15 protein-coding genes and 1 tRNA gene are annotated in these 16218 nt (G+C 52.8%); 8 read left to right on the forward strand and 8 right to left on the reverse strand.

The genetic code is table 11. From position 1 onward, the window contains the following. Positions 1 to 4: 4 nt before the first annotated feature. The 6 genes from Q7L55_09170 to Q7L55_09195 all read right to left on the reverse strand — a co-directional run bounded on the left by Q7L55_09170 (position 5) and on the right by Q7L55_09195 (position 7816). Positions 5 to 2314, reverse strand: coding sequence for an AAA family ATPase (locus tag Q7L55_09170; protein MDO8732723.1), 2310 nt, complete (start codon positions 2312 to 2314; stop codon positions 5 to 7). A gap of 11 nt (positions 2315 to 2325) precedes the next feature. Further along, positions 2326 to 2505, reverse strand: coding sequence for a hypothetical protein (locus Q7L55_09175; GenBank protein MDO8732724.1), 180 nt, complete (start codon positions 2503 to 2505; stop codon positions 2326 to 2328). A gap of 52 nt (positions 2506 to 2557) precedes the next feature. Next, entirely contained in the window at positions 2558 to 5428 is a 2871-nt protein-coding gene (locus Q7L55_09180; protein ID MDO8732725.1) for an SNF2-related protein, read from the reverse strand. A 521-nt stretch (positions 5429 to 5949) separates the two neighbouring features. Beyond that, positions 5950 to 6453 (reverse strand): hypothetical protein, encoded by a 504-nt coding sequence (locus Q7L55_09185; protein ID MDO8732726.1) that lies wholly within the window; start codon positions 6451 to 6453, stop codon positions 5950 to 5952. 291 nt (positions 6454 to 6744) lie between these two features. Beyond that, positions 6745 to 6820, reverse strand: a tRNA-His gene (locus Q7L55_09190). Positions 6821 to 6841: 21 nt separating this feature from the next. Continuing rightward, positions 6842 to 7816, reverse strand: coding sequence for an NADPH:quinone oxidoreductase family protein (locus Q7L55_09195; GenBank protein MDO8732727.1), 975 nt, complete (start codon positions 7814 to 7816; stop codon positions 6842 to 6844). Positions 7817 to 7956: 140 nt separating this feature from the next. Here Q7L55_09195 and surE point away from each other — a divergent pair, with 140 nt between their 5' ends. The 3 genes from surE (at position 7957) to Q7L55_09210 (ending at position 10453) form a co-directional block, all read left to right on the forward strand. After that, positions 7957 to 8721, forward strand: a complete 765-nt coding sequence (gene surE, locus Q7L55_09200; protein ID MDO8732728.1) for a 5'/3'-nucleotidase SurE — start codon at positions 7957 to 7959, stop codon at positions 8719 to 8721. Between the two features lie 2 nt (positions 8722 to 8723). Continuing rightward, entirely contained in the window at positions 8724 to 9479 is a 756-nt protein-coding gene (locus Q7L55_09205) for a protein-L-isoaspartate(D-aspartate) O-methyltransferase (protein MDO8732729.1), read from the forward strand. 152 nt (positions 9480 to 9631) lie between these two features. Further along, the gene (locus Q7L55_09210; GenBank protein ID MDO8732730.1) at positions 9632 to 10453 is read left to right on the forward strand and encodes a peptidoglycan DD-metalloendopeptidase family protein; all 822 of its coding nucleotides are present in this window, start codon (positions 9632 to 9634) and stop codon (positions 10451 to 10453) included. A 38-nt stretch (positions 10454 to 10491) separates the two neighbouring features. Here the strand turns inward: Q7L55_09210 and Q7L55_09215 are convergent, their stop codons facing one another. Next, positions 10492 to 11046 carry a PAS and helix-turn-helix domain-containing protein gene (locus Q7L55_09215; GenBank protein ID MDO8732731.1) on the reverse strand — a complete coding sequence of 185 codons (555 nt, stop codon included), beginning with the start codon at positions 11044 to 11046 and terminating at the stop codon, positions 10492 to 10494. 106 nt (positions 11047 to 11152) lie between these two features. Here Q7L55_09215 and Q7L55_09220 point away from each other — a divergent pair, with 106 nt between their 5' ends. Then, positions 11153 to 11884 carry a CoA transferase subunit A gene (locus tag Q7L55_09220; protein ID MDO8732732.1) on the forward strand — a complete coding sequence of 244 codons (732 nt, stop codon included), beginning with the start codon at positions 11153 to 11155 and terminating at the stop codon, positions 11882 to 11884. A gap of 2 nt (positions 11885 to 11886) precedes the next feature. Continuing rightward, positions 11887 to 12525, forward strand: a complete 639-nt coding sequence (locus Q7L55_09225; GenBank protein MDO8732733.1) for a 3-oxoacid CoA-transferase subunit B — start codon at positions 11887 to 11889, stop codon at positions 12523 to 12525. Positions 12526 to 12616: 91 nt separating this feature from the next. On the opposite strand, the gene Q7L55_09230 is transcribed toward Q7L55_09225, so the two are convergent. Beyond that, positions 12617 to 13423, reverse strand: a complete 807-nt coding sequence (locus Q7L55_09230; GenBank protein MDO8732734.1) for a GntR family transcriptional regulator — start codon at positions 13421 to 13423, stop codon at positions 12617 to 12619. 337 nt (positions 13424 to 13760) lie between these two features. Here Q7L55_09230 and Q7L55_09235 point away from each other — a divergent pair, with 337 nt between their 5' ends. The 3 genes from Q7L55_09235 to Q7L55_09245 are packed head-to-tail and all read left to right on the forward strand — an operon-like array spanning position 13761 to position 16213. Continuing rightward, a complete protein-coding gene (locus tag Q7L55_09235; protein ID MDO8732735.1) occupies positions 13761 to 14528 on the forward strand; it encodes an SDR family oxidoreductase in 768 nt (255 codons plus the stop codon). A 30-nt stretch (positions 14529 to 14558) separates the two neighbouring features. Beyond that, entirely contained in the window at positions 14559 to 15317 is a 759-nt protein-coding gene (locus tag Q7L55_09240) for an SDR family oxidoreductase (protein MDO8732736.1), read from the forward strand. A gap of 5 nt (positions 15318 to 15322) precedes the next feature. Next, on the forward strand, positions 15323 to 16213 hold the full coding sequence (locus tag Q7L55_09245; GenBank protein ID MDO8732737.1) for a 3-keto-5-aminohexanoate cleavage protein: 891 nt from the start codon (positions 15323 to 15325) through the stop codon (positions 16211 to 16213). Positions 16214 to 16218: the final 5 nt, after the last annotated feature.

Consider the following 16218-nt stretch of genomic DNA (forward strand, 5'->3'; position numbering starts at 1 on the left):
GCGTTCAACTCGGCTTCTTCAATGGGTGCAATCTACGGGTTTCACCTGTGGTCGCCCAGTAACTACCAGACTTTCCATTTCTGGGCCAACCAATTTCATGGTCGATCAGCGCATCAGTAAGTGCCAACACTTCAGTTCCGAATGCAACTGCATCGCTGTCCAGAAGTTCATACGACAAGGCATTAAAGTGGCAGCCAGCCACATTTCTTATCTGCGCAATCTGAGCAATTTTGGTTATGTGCGGTTCCAGAAGCATCACGTCAAAAGTGACCACACCCATACCATCCTCAATACGATGCTCAACACGCAAAGCTTTTTTCAACTTCCCATCAATGGCGGGCAGAAGGTCCCCTAGTGTGTAACTATTCCCTGCTCGCCTTGGGACATTGCACTCATATAGCTGGGTCAAAAAGTCCAACACGGCCTCCAAGACCACACCTGCTTTAGCACAGATTGCTTGATGATCTGGCGATGGCTCGACTAGCAGCCTTCGCAGGCGTTCCGCTTCGGGAACACTTCGACTATGCGTGATGCCTTTGCTAAATGACCAGCGAGTGAGTTCAAGAAACTGACATTGTCCATTCTTCAGCCAGCCCCAGCGATATTTATGCCGCCAAGGTCCGTAATGTGTGGTAACCAAGCAATGCCGGAACTTTGCTGTCACGTCGTAGATCATTTCGATGACGCGATCTACATGGGGCTCATCCACACTGCCGAGCACATCATCCAGGACAAGAATTTTGCTTTCTGGAGAATCCCGCTCAGCCAAAGCAAGAAAAACACAAAGGCCAAGCGTGTCCAAATGAGAGTCACTGAAGTACGCTTGGGGCGGTGTGTCTAGCTTCCCACCAAACTCCGTTGTAATTTCCAAAGACGCTCGTTTTGCTGAATCGAGCGCCAAACCAATTTTGTTCACCCCTTCGCCAGGGTGCACTGCTTCGTATAGCTCACCCACTCTAGTCGATAGGCCCGCGAGAATCGTATCGGTGAACTTCTTACGCTCACCTTCAACCAGTTCCAATATCTTCTTAAGGTGAGGCAAGAGGGCATCGAATTCCTTTGCATTTCGCTCATTCAGCTCCAGCACTTTCAATGACTCACTCAATGTGGCAATGAACCTTCTGTCCTCGACTATGGCCTCACTCGCATTCGACCATGCATCCCTACTAGGTTGATGCGTGATCTGCCAATCCGACCATTTCCCAGTGTCGGCAGGCAACGGAAATGCCGGCATAGTTATATCAGGAGGTATGTCGTTTCTACAGCAGTAAACTTGGAGTGCCTGTGTATCCTTTTGTACAGACTCTTTGGCATCATCGAGGCGTTGCTGATTCTGTAGAACTGAGGCTTTTTTCTCCGCGACTGTCCTCTTAACCTGCTCCATTTGGCGGTATAACCCCTGTGACTCGATTCGCATGTCAATCTTCTCCACAAGCCCCTCTACGTTTTCGCTGCTACCGCAGAGCGGACAAGCATCCTGGATCGGATGCTGGCGGAAGTGTGCCTGTGCGGCCTTTAGCAGATCCAATAACTCCATGTAGTCTCGTGCAACTGTTTCTTGAAACGACGACAGGCTTTCTTGGGCACTCACAAGCTCAGTTTCACTGTTTTGTAATTGTGCGTCCAGTCCTGCAATTTTTTGAGGGTGTGCCAAAAGTGCATCCCACAAGGTGATCAGTTGATCCAATATGCGCTTACGTTCAGCTAAGGGATTGCGATCTTGCAGCACCTCTTGCTTCGCCCAGCTAAGCGCATCCGCACCTTTGACAGGCGCTCTAGACTCTTGCCAAAAACGCTGGATCTCTGATCGATTCTCGCCTACGCGCGCTACAGCAATCTCGTTTTCTCTGGCTTTGTCGCTAATAAGCTTGCGAAGTGCTGCTTCGGAATCCTCTATGCCAGACACATCAACAAAGCGGCTGATCTCTTTATAGCGATCAGCAGGCTTGGCTTCAATGAGACCAAGAATCTGTGCCCTCCGTAGCACAGCCACCAGAGGGCGGAGTGAGGGATTACTCACAACCACGTCAGCCTTGTTTAGGGAGACGCAACAGTCACCACCGGAGGTCGCCAAGGTTACCTTAACATCTGCAAACGTCTTCCCAAGTGTGGGCCAATACTTTCGGGTAACTCCCAGGCCTCTCGTATCGAGAGAGCCTACTTTGCCGTTGCCTAGCAAATCAAAGGCATCACATACCGTAGACTTCCCGGTTCCATTCTCACCATAAATGAGGATGAGCTTTTTGTTCTTCTCAAAAGGAAGCTCGAATTGGGTAACAGCGCCTCTGAGGCTTTCGATCAGAAGACTAGACATTGACGGAATGGTCATTTTGCCATCTCGCTCTTGTCTAAGGACTTCTGAGCCGCAATGAACCAATCCTCGGATTTCATTCTGCCAGACACTAGCTGGTCCTTGTATCGTTTTGAGTCTTCAGGCAGAAAGAGCCCCTCCTTCACCAACAAAGGAAGGACAGCTTCTGCCAACTGCTCGGAAGGCGATTTCATTTATATCTCCTTATGTAATTGTCTGCTAGTAATATGTTGAATAATGAAGTCTTCAAACGAGCTCCCATTCGATAGTGAAGAGCGTTTGTTCCTCAACATGCTGCTGCAGCTGAACTTCAAGCTGGGTAATAAGGTCGTTGCGCTGTGCTTCGACTTCGTCTTGACGGGTGAACAGTTCGCGCCGGAGCTTGCTACGCTTTGTTTCAAGCTCCCGCTGGCGCTTTTGGTGGGACAGCTTTTCTTCGAGGGTGGGTGAGATCGCCGCTGTGCGCCGTACTTCTTTGATCTCAAAGTCGATGCCCATGATTTCCTGTTCCAAGCCCAACTTCAGGTCGTCGGCCCAAGCATCAAGTTTTTCAACTTCCTGCTCAAAGTAGCCGAGATTGCGTTGGTTGATCGCGCGCAGGACTTGCACCTTTCGGCTTGCCATTTCCGCAGCGAGGGTGCCATCAGTCGCCCAATTCAGGTCAACCGCTTTCTGATGTGCGGGCAAGCGCAGTAATTTTTCCGGATCATCCTCTGCCAGTGCAACGCCTTGGGCGGTGGTGGCGGCGACGATTAGGTGCTGTTCCTGCTGGCCCAGTGCATCAACGGAAATCAGGCTGACGGTGAGCCATCCGGTTTGTCCCCGATGTGCTTTGAGCGTGCTGACCTGCGTGCCGTAGCCGTCGTAATCGAAAACGAGCCTGCTACCGGGCAGTTGTCGACTTATTGCTTGTTGGGTAACCCATGCGGCGAGCGGGTGGCCGATGCGATAGAGATGGGAGTCGCCGCTGCGGCGGGGCAGTTCGTAGCGCCCGAGAGCAATCCCCTCAAGGTCTGCGCTAGGCGAATGCAGCAACCTGAATCCGTCGGCATCGAAGTCGGCGTGATCGCCAAGCTCTGCCTTGGTCAAATCCATCAACATTCGCTCGTAACGGTTCCGGGCTTTACTGCTATCGTCGGCACGAATCCGAAGTTTGTCCTGCACTTCTTCGTCGAAATTCTCCAGCAGAAGCTGGCGGGTCTTGACCATGGCCTCATTGATCTCACCGGACAGGTCGAGCTGCAATTGCTCGAAACTGCTCTTGATGGCATCCGGGTCGCGACAGTTTTGGTAGATGTCAGCGATGCGCCGCTCGAAGTCGACGCCGGAGCCGATTGCGCCCAGCACTTCATCACTGGCACCAAAAACGCCTTCAAAGAGCTGGAATTTCTGGGCCAGCAATTCGTAGACGCGCGCATCAGCTTCATTGCTGCGGTCGACAAAGTTGACTACCACCACATCGAACTTCTGTCCGTATCGATGGCAGCGACCAATGCGCTGCTCAATCCGCTGCGGATTCCAGGGCAGATCGTAGTTAATGACCAAGGAACAGAACTGTAGGTTGATGCCCTCCGCGCCCGCCTCGGTCGCGATCATGACGGTGCCGCGTTCCTGGAAATGTTCGACCAAGGCAGCACGCGTATCGGCCGTTTTGGAGCCAGAGATTTTGTCGGTTCCCTTGTGTCGCACCAGCCAATCCTTGTAGACCGCCTGAGCTCGAGTATCACTGTTGGTGCCATTGAAGAGGACGATGCCCTCGCCGTAGTGCGTGTCAGCCAGCAGCGACAGCAGGTACTCTTGCGTGCGCCGGGACTCGGTGAAAATGATCGCTTTCTTGGGCGCGCCCAATCGTTCCAGTTCAGCAAATGCGCGCTCCAGGGCTGTCAGAAGTGCTTTGCCCTTGGCGTTGTCGCGGATGTTGGTTGCCAGTGATTTAAAGTGCCGAAGCTCCTCAATTTCCTGAGCCACAGCATCGCGCTCATTCCTCGCCGACGGTTCGTTGCCAGACACCTGGTCATTCCACTCATCGGCGGTTTCATCGAGCGATTCATAGTCCTCGTCCAACGCTTCGGCGAGGTCGGGAATGTTCGTGGTGTCGTCGAGCACCCCTTGCAGGCGCTTGGCCATCGTTTCCAATGCGCCAGCGATTGCGTGTGTTGACGAGGCGAGCAACTTCCACAACACCAACGAGATCAGTTGACGCTGCCCATCCGGCAACGCTTTTAGATTCGGGCGACGCAGATAATCTGCAACGAGGGCAGACAGTTCGCGCTCCTTGGTCGATGGTGTAAATTCTTCAACGATGGCGCGGCGTGCCGTGTAGGGAACGTACTGCTGCACTTGCCGACGCAAGGTGCGCTTGCAGATTGGCGCAATACGGGAGCGCAGTGCGGCAAAGGCCTGCTCCTTGTTTGGCTGGGTGAATTGCGCACGAAAGCTGTCGAGATCACCGAACACACGGTCATCGATCATGCTCACCAACCCGTAGAGTTCAAGCAAGGAGTTCTGCAGCGGCGTTGCCGTCAGGAGCACCTTTGAATGAACGTGCGCAAGGGCTTCCTTGATCGTTTTGGCGATGACGTTGCTTGTCTTGTAAACGTTGCGCAGCCGGTGCGCTTCGTCGAGCACGACCAGATCCCAGTTGATGTCCTTAATGTCGGCAGCCTTGGCCTTTGCGAACTGGTACGAGCAGATGATAGGCCCGGACGGCATCAAGAAGGGGTTCTGGTTTTCCTGCTTACGGATCGTGTTGTAGTTTTTGGCCTCAAGAATCAGGCTCTGCAGATTGAATTTGTCCTGCAGTTCTTGGTGCCATTGCTTGCGCAAGTTAGCTGGAACGATGATCAGTAGGCGGCGACGGCGCTCGGCCCAACGCTGTGAAATGACAAGACCCGCTTCAATCGTCTTTCCGAGTCCAACCTCGTCGGCTAGGATCACACCGCGAGATAGTGGGTTCGTACAGGCGAACAATGCTGCTTCGACCTGATGCGGATTGAGGTCAACTTGCGAATCTACCAAAGTGGATGCTAGAGATTCTACTGTGTCGCTTGGAGCACGACGGGTCAGTTGCCACGCATAATATTGGCTTTGGTATGGCGTAAGCAGCTGCTGTGTCACTAACGAATTTCCCCTTTGTAGATGTTCAGATGTGTGAACGTACTATCGCTTGTTCTTTGCGGCATATATTCACGTTGCCTCACTTCTCTATCGACAAATACCCGTTTATTTTTTCGCCTTAAGGCTATACTTGTTTCGCTGATTGGCTTGCTTGATATTACCCTAAGAAAAACCTCTGTAGATCTCCACGAAAAGGCTTACCGTTGGGCAGAGCGACGAAAGCTGGAGACTCAACCGAAGACTGGAGCTGCACAATGGGGGGAAATTCGAGTACTGGTGTAGGAATTACTGTCAGACATGCCACGTATCCGTGATGCAGCTCCGGTATGGCAACGACAAAAACTTCGTGTTCGTCACCCATCCGACAGGCGGACTTTCGACAAAGCAGCTTCGTGTTGCTTTGGCTGTGTCTTCGGAAACGAACGTGAGCGCGAATCACGCAATATGTAGATGATGATGTTGTTACGCGCTTACGCGAGTACTCTGCGCGAGGAAGCAGCTTAGTGCACGCACCATTGGCGTTAGCCGGTGTACTTTCGCACGGTGAGTTTCGGGGGCTGGAAGAAAACAGTGTCTTTGGTAGGTGAACACGGCTTTGCGGTCTCTGGACGCCAATCGGGGCTTCCTGTGCGCCTTGCTCGCTCCATTCTCATCACTAACCAGTACTGCAAGGCAAGGTGGTGCTTGACATGGGTGGGGCAATGCCCAAAAAAATGACGAAGACTAACAAGCAACTCCTCGGGACAGGACTTTACGCGTAGCTCCCTTTGACCCATAGGCAACAACACCCCTTCATGGCAACATTGCTCCAGAGCCAGCCACAATCTCTTGTCCCATATGTATTCCTCCCATTCAGCAAACGACTCGAGAAAGTTCGGGTCGGTGAACGCCTGGACCCTGAACAATTCCAATTCATCAGCCAGTTCGGCGCATGCCGCCGTGTCGAAGTCACTGTCATCGTATTCAAAACGCTCAAGTTCATCCCACCAGGCATCTTTAATGGTTGGGTTGTCATTGAATTTCATGTTGAAAGTGTTTTTGGCTGAACTTAATCGTCGAAATTTAGGAGATCTGGCGCTTTCATGCGCTGCTCTGATAAGAAAGACGAAAAACGTGCACTGGCGTTTGCAAATCAGTTTACCCCTACTGGAGCCTACTCGTTTTCACTCTCAATGAGTGGAATCCAATATTCGGAATCTGGCAAAAAGACGCAAAAATGGTACAAAACACTGTACTGGCGGCTACATGGTGGCTACATGAGTCCAAAGCAAAAAAAGCCTGCTATAAAATACGTAGCAGGCTTTCGTTTATTCATATGGGGTGGCTGATGGGGCTCGAACCCACGACAACAGGAATCACAATCCTGGACTCTACCAACTGAGCTACAGCCACCGCAAGCCTTGGATTATAGCCTTAATTCACCAAAACCAGCTTGCCTTTGACTGCGCGTGAGTTCATGTGGGCATAGGCGGACTTGAGTTCAGACATGGGCATGGTGCTGTCGATCACGGGTTTGATCGTGCCTTTGGCATACCAGGAGGCCAACTCGCCCATCATGGCCGCATTGGCTTGGGGTTCACGTTTGGCGAAATCGCCCCAAAATACGCCAACGACCGATGCACCTTTGAGAAGCATTAAATTAAAGGGTAAAGCCGGAATCGGCCCCGCTGCAAAGCCAACCACCAGATAACGGCCACGCCAGGCAATCGAGCGGAACGCAGGCTCGGTGTAGTCGCCACCAACGGGGTCATAAATGACATCGGGGCCTTTGCCGTCCGTCAAGGTTTTGAGGGTGGCGCGCAGGTCTTGGGTGGTGTAGTTGATGGTGGCGTCAGCACCAATGGAGGTGCATAAGGCGCATTTTTCATCAGTAGACGCTGCCGCAATGACTTTGGCTCCGCAAGCTTTCGCGATTTGAATGGCTGCCGTACCCACGCCACCTGCTGCCCCCAAAACGAGGACTGTTTCGCCCGCTTTGAGCTGCGCACGGTCTACCAAAGCGTGGTGCGAGGTGGCATAAATCATGATGAATGCGGCTGCATCCACATACGAAAAACCATCGGGCAGCGGCATGCACAACGCAGCGGGGGCGAGGGTATGTGTACCAAAACCGCCAGTGCCACTTAAACAAGCGACATTTTGCCCCACTTTCAAGTGTTTTACGTCAGTCCCTACAGCTTGCACCACACCTGCATATTCTGAGCCAGGTACAAAAGCCAGGGGTGGTTTGATTTGGTATTTGTTTTGAACAATCAAGACGTCCGGAAAATTCAAACTGGCGGCTTTGATCTGAATAAGTACTTCACCCGCCGCAGGGCTGGGCGTGGGGAGTTCTTTCCACGTCAAAGCGTCAATACCGGTAGGGGTTTCACAGAGCCAAGCGTGCATAAAGGTGTCCTGCTAAATTAAAAGTGCAAAAGTGAATATGGGTACGGTAAACCGAATAAGATCAACGTCGATAATAGGCTGTGCTTTGACCATTTTCTGTCTCGCCAGCGACCTACAATGATGCAGTAAATTTAATTCGCATGAAAATTTTAATTTGCAACGATGATGGTTATCAAGCACCAGGTTTGGTCGCTTTGTATGAAGCACTTAGAACTGTGGCTGATGTGGAGGTGGTGGCGCCTGAAATTAACAACAGCGCCAAGTCGAATGCACTGACACTCCATGCCCCTTTGTATGTGGAGCACGCGGTCAATGGCTTCAGATTTGTTAACGGAACCCCCGCTGATTGTGTGCATATCGCCCTGAAAGGCTTGTTGGGGTACCAGCCTGATCTGGTCGTATCGGGTATCAATAATGGTGCCAATATGGGTGACGACACCATTTATTCGGGCACCGTAGGCGCGGCCATGGAGGGCTATTTGTTTGGCATTCCGGCAATCGCGTTTTCGCAAGTTCAAAAAGGCTGGCAGCACATTGACGCGGCAGCCTTGAAAGCGCGTGATATTGTTGCGCAGTTGCTCAAACAACTTGAAGCAGCAGGGCCTCTGGCGCAACCCTGGCTGTTGAATGTAAATATTCCTAATTTGCCGTACGATCAAATCAAGCCCACCCAGGTTTGCCGATTGGGTCGGCGGCATGCGTCTGAAAAAGTCATCACCCAGACGAGCCCGCATGGACGAACCATGTACTGGATCGCAGGCTCGGGGCCAGCCAAAGACGATTCACAAGGGACGGACTTTTTTGCAACGGCACATGGCCATGTCGCTGTTACACCTTTGAAAACCGACTTGACGGAGCACGCTGCCATCAGCGGATGGACGCGTTCACTTGCCATACCCGCCTAAAGATGAAGCACAAACCCTCTTTTCCTGCGAAATTTGATTTATCCCCAAGAAAAGGTATTGGTTCTGGTTCTGAAGTTTCGAAGCGTGTTGTGACCATCACCCATGGCATGGGTCTGGATTCGAGTGCCGTACGAGCGAATATGGTGAAAAAGTTAGAGCGGCAAGGTATTCAGGACACACGGGTGTTAGCCGCATTAAATGCCACGCATAGACACCATTTTGTAGATACAGCACTGGCCAATCAGGCCTATGAGGACACCAGTTTGCCCATCGGTTGGGGGCAAACGATTTCCAAACCGAATGTCGTGGCGAGAATGATTGAGTTACTATTTAAGGGCAAGGACGCGCCACTGGGCCGCGTGCTTGAAATCGGCACAGGTTGTGGCTATCAGGCGGCCGTCTTGAGCCATTTGGCGCAGGAGGTTTACAGCATAGAACGCTTGCGTGGCCTGTATGAAAAAGCTCAGAATAATGTCAGGCAGTTTCGTTTCAAAAATGTACATCTACTATTTGGTGATGGCATGCTGGGTTTTGCCAAAGGTGCACCTTACACGGGCATCATCGCCGCTGCGGGGGGTGACGCCATCCCGCAGGCCTGGATAGATCAATTGGCGGTGGGTGGTCGCATCGTGGCGCCAGTAGCGAATATTGCGCGGAGTGAGCAATCTTTGGTGGTCATTGATAAAACGACTTCAGGTATCAAACGCTCTGTTTTAGAGCTTGTGCAGTTTGTGCCTCTAAAATCGGGCTTGGGTTAAATCTTACAGCTTACGAATGCTTTTGACGCGAAAGTGTCATTCCAGAGCGAGTAGGTGAGTTGTAACAGCAAAGAATGATGAGAATGATGAGGATCATGATGAACAGATCAAACAGCGTAGTACGCAAGTTATATCAATTACCCAAGTTGGGAATGGCGCTTCTCCTGGCCATGACATTGCTCGAACTCACGGGCTGCTCGTCTCGGATGTCCCGCGCGCCGGTAGAGGATCGCAACGACGGCAAAATGGGTGTTCAGTCGCCTGCGAACGCCATAGATAGCAAACCCCTGCCAAGTCTGTCCGGCGCTAGCAATGCCGGTAAACCGGGTTACTACACCATCAAACCGGGCGACACGATCATGCAGGTGGGCCGTAGCACGGGCCAAAACTGGCGTGACATTGTGCGCTGGAATAATTTGGAGAGCCCCAATCAAATTGAAGTGGGTCAGGTGTTGCGGGTTGCGCCGCCTGAAAGTACGGTGGGTATCGCGGTGCCTAGTCCGGTGTCGTCAGGCTCAAGTGCCGTGACCACAACAAAACCCCCACCGGTGGTGGCGGTGCCTGCAGCACCAATTGCATCCCCAACCCCAACCATTGCGCCAGAAGATGATATTGCCTGGATTTGGCCCAGCAATGGTGCCTTGATCGCAGGTTTTGACGAGGTAAAAAACAAGGGCTTGAAAATCGCAGGCAAGCTCGGGGATCCAGTTGTTGCATCCGCTGATGGTCGTGTGGTGTACGCAGGTTCTGGCTTGCGTGGCTATGGCAATCTGGTCATCCTTAAACACAATGAAACCTACCTCACGGCCTACGCGCACAATCAGACGTTATTGGTGAAAGAAGATCAAATGGTCAAAAAAGGACAAAGAATCGCTGACATGGGGAGTAGCGATGCCGACAGGGTCATGCTCCATTTTGAGGTGCGACGTCAAGGTAAACCGGTTGACCCGGCAAAATATTTGCCAGTTCGCTAAAACAGTCGCATTTGATATTTGCGGGCAGTTGAAAATAGTTAGCCCCTCATGAGCTTATGCACCAAATCCGCCGTTGTAGATGCCATGTATTTGCGCATCAGGCGAGCTCGGTAAATCTCGACCGTGCGAGGGCTGATGGTGAGTGCCCTGCCGATCTCCTTGCTGGTCAGTCCGTCCAGCAGGTGGGCTGCAACCTCGCGTTCTCGTGCAGTCAGTTCGGATTTGACGGGACGTTCTGAACTCAAATCTTCAAAAGTCCAAATACCCGTCTCGTGTGGCGCATCGCGATTCAGAGCTCGGCCTGTCACGTGACACCAAAAGGTTTCGCCTTTAAAGCGGCCATCCACGCGCTTCATGATGCGGTTGTCTGAATAGGTCCCGCTACGGTTCAGAATGGGCGTGATGCGTATACCCGTTCGCTCAAATTCATCTGCACTGGGGTAAATTATCTGGAATGATTGCCCCACCAGGCGTTCGCGTGAGGTGCCAAACATCTCGCAAACATGCTGGTTGCAGTCCACCATGGTGCGGTTGCGTGAGAGGATCAGGCCAACCGGGGCCAAGTCAAAAGCGAGGCGGTAGTCTATGTCCATGACGGTTTGGTGATAGATGAGGTTCAAGGGTTGTACTCTACGAAAAACTACGTATGCGGTTAAGTAGTATCGTATAGCAATTCATTTACAGAAGGAGATTGCATCAGTGAATAAGCTCTATCCCAGCGCCGCAGCAGCGCTCAAAGGTATCGTCAAAGACGGGCAACTCATGGCCGTCGGTGGTTTTGGTTTATGCGGCATTCCCGAGGCGCTGATTGATGCGCTACGTGACAGCGGTGTCAAAGACCTCAGCGTGATCTCCAACAACGCCGGTGTTGATGGCTTTGGTTTGGGTAAATTGCTTGAAACCAGACAAATCAAAAAAATGATTTCTAGTTATGTAGGTGAAAACAAGGAGTTTGAACGTCAGTACTTGGCGGGTGAACTGGCACTGGACTTCACCCCGCAGGGCACCTTGGCCGAAAAGCTGCGCGCTGGCGGCGCGGGCATCCCTGCATTTTTCACCAAAACCGGCGTCGGCACGCTGGTCGCCGAAGGCAAAGAACTGCGTGAATTTGAAGTGGATGGTGTCCAGGAGACATTCGTCATGGAACTCGCACTCAACCCGGATGTGTCACTTGTCAAAGCCCATGTAGCAGACAAATCAGGTAATTTGCGTTTCAATCTGACCGCTCGCAATTTCAACCCGGCTGCGGCCATGGCTGGCAAAATTTGTGTGGTTGAGGTTGAAAAAATTGTCGAAGTGGGCGAACTCGCACCCGACGATATTCATCTGCCCGGAATTTATGTGCACCGCATCGTGCTGAACGCGACACCGGAGAAACGCATCGAAAAAAGAACCATTACGGAAACGAACACCGAAAAGGCAGGGAGCTAATCATGGCATGGACACAAGATCAAATGGCTGCGCGCGCTGCGCAGGAGTTGCAAGACGGGTTTTATGTCAATCTGGGCATTGGTATCCCCACGTTGGTAGCTAACTTTGTACCCAAGAATATTGAAGTTTGGTTGCAATCAGAAAACGGCATGCTGGGGATTGGCCCGTTTCCTACCGACGACGCGGTCGATGCTGATCTGATCAACGCCGGCAAGCAAACCGTCACCACCATCAAAGGTTCGTCTATTTTTGGCAGCCATGAGAGTTTTGCCATGATTCGCGGCGGCAAAATCAACCTCAGTATTTTGGGTGCGATGCAGGTCAGTGAAAAGGGTGATTTGGCCAACTGGATGATTCCAGGCAAGATGGTCAAAGGCATGGGTGGTGCGATGGACTTGGTCGCAGGCGTCAAGCGCGTCATCATTTTGATGGAGCACGTGGCCAAGAAGAAAGACGGCACCGAAGACCTGAAAATTTTACCAAACTGCACCTTGCCGTTAACGGGCGTGGGTGTGGTCGACCGCATCATCACTGATTTGGCGGTGATGGACGTGACGCCGCAAGGTTTGAAGGTGGTTGAAATGGCGCCAGGGGTGACGCTGGACTTATTGCAGTCTAAAACTGGCGTCAAGTTAATTTAACGCAGGCTTTGAACGATCGCGGCAACGGCACCTCTCGGTCCTGCGCCTGATGTTCTCTTTCTTCAAACGATCAAGCTCAGTCAGTTTGGCTTTATTGCACTTGGTCGTTGGCTTTGCTTGGGCGCGAAATAGCGGGCAGTTCCTGCAAGTAATTTGCAAGGGTTCCAGGGTGGAGTAAATCTGCCCGAACCGCCTGGCTAGCCTTGACTGAATCGTGTTCCTGGAATGCCTTGATGATGTTCACGTGATGGGATAATCCCTCCGGATCAAATTGGGCTTCCGCATTCTGGGCCTCGGTCAGATTGAATGCGACGACCGGTGCCATTCTTAACCATAAGGCTTCTATCAGCGAGAGCAGGGGTTCATTGTCAGCCAGTCGGTAGATCAAAAAGTGGAACTCCATGTTGAGCGATACGTAACGCGCAAATTGACGATCAGCAAGCGCCGTCGTCATCGCTTGTTCCAGTGCAATCAATTGGTCAATGTGATGCTTGGATATGTGCTCGGCAGCCTGCGCGGCAGCACTGCTTTCCAGCTCGACCCGCAACTCCAGAATCTGCTTGACCACAGACCGGGGTAGAACCGGGATCCGCGCCGAGCGATTGGGCAAGGCTTCGAACGCACCTTCTGCCGTGAGCCTTTTGAGAGCCTCACGAATTGGCATTTCGCTGGTACCCAACATATCGGAGAGCTTGCTCAGTGTCACGCTGGTGCCAGGGTAAAACGCACCGCCCAGGACCGCCATTTTGAGCGCCTGATATGCACGATTTTGTGTCGTATCCGTTTTGAACTCTGATTTGAGGGGGGCAAGCGATAAGGTTGGAAGCTTGTCTTTCGTTTTTTTCAACAGGGTCCGATCAGCAGGATTTCCACTGGTACTGGTCAGGCTGGTTTTCATATTTTGGTATGTTCTTTCGTGTGTTACACAAGGGGCAGCGAGATGACTTTTATGCCATAGCTGATCAATTACCCGCGATGCCGCGTCGCAGGTCACTGAATAAGGTATTCGAACCTGACGCTGTAACTGGCTACCTGAGTTTCGCTTAATTGAAATTTTATTTGATCTTCCTTTAATTTTGTGATCAAATCCGTTTAATTAGTTTTTATGATCACAAAAACTAATAATGATCATAAATTATGATTTATCCGTTTTGTTGTGCCGTGTTCTCTTTGTGGTTCCGGAGGCGTTGCGATCCGGATTCTGTGGAAAATCTTCTTGAATTGAAAGTTGAGCCATGAAACTAGTAAAAAAAGTGGTAATTGTGAGTGGCGGGTCGCAGGGCATAGGGGAGGCCATCGCACGACTCTATGCTCAGGAAGGCGCGCACGTCGCCGTGCTGAGTTCATCCAGCCTTGAAAAGGCGCAGGGCGTGGTGGATGGCATCATGGCGGCTGGAGGCGTAGCACGCCCTTATGTCTGCGATGTCCGCAATTCGGCGCAAGTTGCCGCACTGGTGGTCGATGTGGAGCGCGACCTGGGTCCCGTTGACATCCTGCTGAATGCGGCCGGTGTTTTTTACCCGACACCGGCCGGTGCGACGCCCGAAGAAGATTTCGACCGAATGGTGGATATCAATCTGAAAGGCACCTGGAACTGCATCGGTGCAGTCGTTCCCGGTATGAAGGCGCGCAAGCGCGGCAAAATCGTGTGCATGGCCTCGGTGGCCTCGGTCTATGGCGTTGCGACCTATGCCGTGTACTGCGCCACCAAGGCCGCTGTCGTGCAGATGGTGCGTGCGCTGGCGCTGGAGCTTGCCCCGCTCGGCATCCAGATCAATGCGATTTCCCCCGGCAACACCGCCAGCCCCATGAACGCTACGCTGCGCAGCAATCCGTCGGCCATGCAAGCGATGACGGCCATCACGCCCAGCGGACGTGCGTTTTCCAGCGTGGACGACATTGCTGCGGTCGCGCTCTTTCTTGCCAGCGACGACAGCCGTGCAATGCACGGTAGCTGCCTGCTGGCGGACGAAGGCATCTCGGCTGGTTCAGCCGCCCACTGATGATGATCTGCATAACAGGAAAGCAAGCCCATGACTGAGAACGTGCTCATCACCGGAGGGGCCGACAGCGTGGGCCGGGTCATCGCCGAAGCGTTTGCCGCACGCGGCGACAAGGTTCATATTTGCGACGTGAACAGTGAAGCATTGGAGCGCACGCTGGCGGCCAATCCGTCTATCAAGGGGACGCTCGCAAGCGTGGATGACCCCCTGGCGGTCAAGCGGGTCATAGCTGATTGCTCATGGATGGGGGACGTAACTGTGCTGGTCAATAACGTCGGTATTGGCGGGCCCCGCGCAAACATTGAGGATATCGACGTGTCGCTCTGGCAAAAAACGATGGCAGTCAATGTAGGCGGAATGTTTTACTGCATGCAGCAGGTCATACCGGGAATGAAGGCACTCAGGCACGGGTCGATCATCAATTTTTCGACCGGTTCGACCCGCACCCGATTGCCCACGCGAACAGCCTATGTGGCCTCGAAGTTTGCCGTTGAAGGGCTGACGTTGAATGCGGCCCGTGAACTCGGCCCGTTCAACATCCGCTGCAATGCCATTTTGCCCGGGGCGATCAACAACGCGCGCATGCGAAAAATCATCAGTGACAGGGCGGATGAGCTGAAGCAGCCGATCAATGAGGTGACGCGTGATGTCCTGAAATACATCTCGATGAGGACCATGGTGGAGTTGTCGGAGATCGCCGACATGGTTCTCTTCCTGGCGTCGGATGCAGCAAAAAAAGTGACGGGGGAACTTATCTCCGTCAGTGGCAACGTTGAATGGGAGGAGTGACAGTCATGAATAAAGTAGTTCTTACATGTGCGGTGAGCGGTAACGCGCCTTTTAATCCGAATCATCCAAATTTTCCTGTTACACCTGCTGAAATTGCGAATAACTGCATCGAGGCTGCCAGGGCTGGTGCGTCCGTTGTGCATATTCATGTTCGGGATTCCGAGACCAGGCTCGGGTCGCGCGACCCGGTCTTGTTTCGCGAAGTCGTCGACCGAATCCGCGCCAGCGGGGTGGACATTGTCATCAACCTGACCTGTGGGCACGGAGCTTTCTTTCAGCCGGATCCTGAGGACGAGTCGCGCGGCCTGCCCGGCAGCGACATGTTGCCTGCCGCCGAGCGTATGGTGCATCTGGCCGATTGCCTGCCTGAAATCGCTTCCCTCGACATCACGACCTGTAATCAGGAGGAAGGCCCGCTGGAGTTCGTTTATCTGAACACAACCCGCACTTTGCGCCTGATGGCGAAAGGATTCCAGAGCCTGGGGGTCAAGCCAGAGCTGGAAGTCTTCAGTGCCGGCGATATTTTGTTTGGCAACCAACTGGTGCAGGAGGGGGTGATCACAGGAGCACCCCTGTACCAGATGGTGCTTGGCGTGAAATGGGCTGCTCCTGCCAGTGTGGAAACCATCCTTTATCAAAAAGGCTTGCTGCCCCCGGGAGCACACTGGGCGGCATTCGGGATTGGCCGTAACCAGATGCCAATGGTGGCGCAGGCTGCTTTGCTGGGTGGCAACGTGCGCGTTGGCCTGGAAGACAACCTCTACCTTTCAAGGGGCGTTTTCGCCACCAACGCGCAATTGGTGGAGCGTGCCGTCAGCATCATTGAAAACATTGGAATGAGCGTGGCCACACCCTCAGAGGCGCGTGTTCAGCTCGGACTCACCGTGCGCTCTTGATCTTT

This window comes from Actinomycetota bacterium (assembly GCA_030650795.1).
In the GTDB taxonomy this organism is placed as follows: domain Bacteria; phylum Actinomycetota; class Actinomycetes; order S36-B12; family S36-B12; genus UBA11398.